1 protein-coding gene is annotated in these 244 nt (G+C 69.3%); it reads left to right on the forward strand.

From position 1 onward, the window contains the following. The coding region (locus IF61_RS0131925) for a phosphoadenosine phosphosulfate reductase domain-containing protein (protein ID WP_030370034.1) at window positions 1-244 on the forward strand (244 nt) is incomplete at both ends.

Below are 244 nucleotides of genomic sequence, written 5' to 3' on the forward strand. Positions count from 1 at the left end.
GGTGGCGGGGGAGTTCGAGCGGCCGGTGCTGCTGTTCTCCGGCGGCAAGGACTCCATCGTCATGCTGCACCTGGCGCTGAAGGCCTTCGCCCCCGCGCCGCTGCCGTTCGCCCTGCTGCACGTCGATACCGGGCACAACTTTCCTGAGGTGCTGGCCTACCGGGACCGGGTGGTGGACGGGCACGGGCTGCGCCTGCACGTCGCCTCCGTACAGGAAGCCATCGATACCGGACGGGTACGGGAA

Source organism: Streptomyces roseoverticillatus (assembly GCF_000719265.1).
Taxonomy (GTDB): domain Bacteria; phylum Actinomycetota; class Actinomycetes; order Streptomycetales; family Streptomycetaceae; genus Streptomyces; species Streptomyces roseoverticillatus.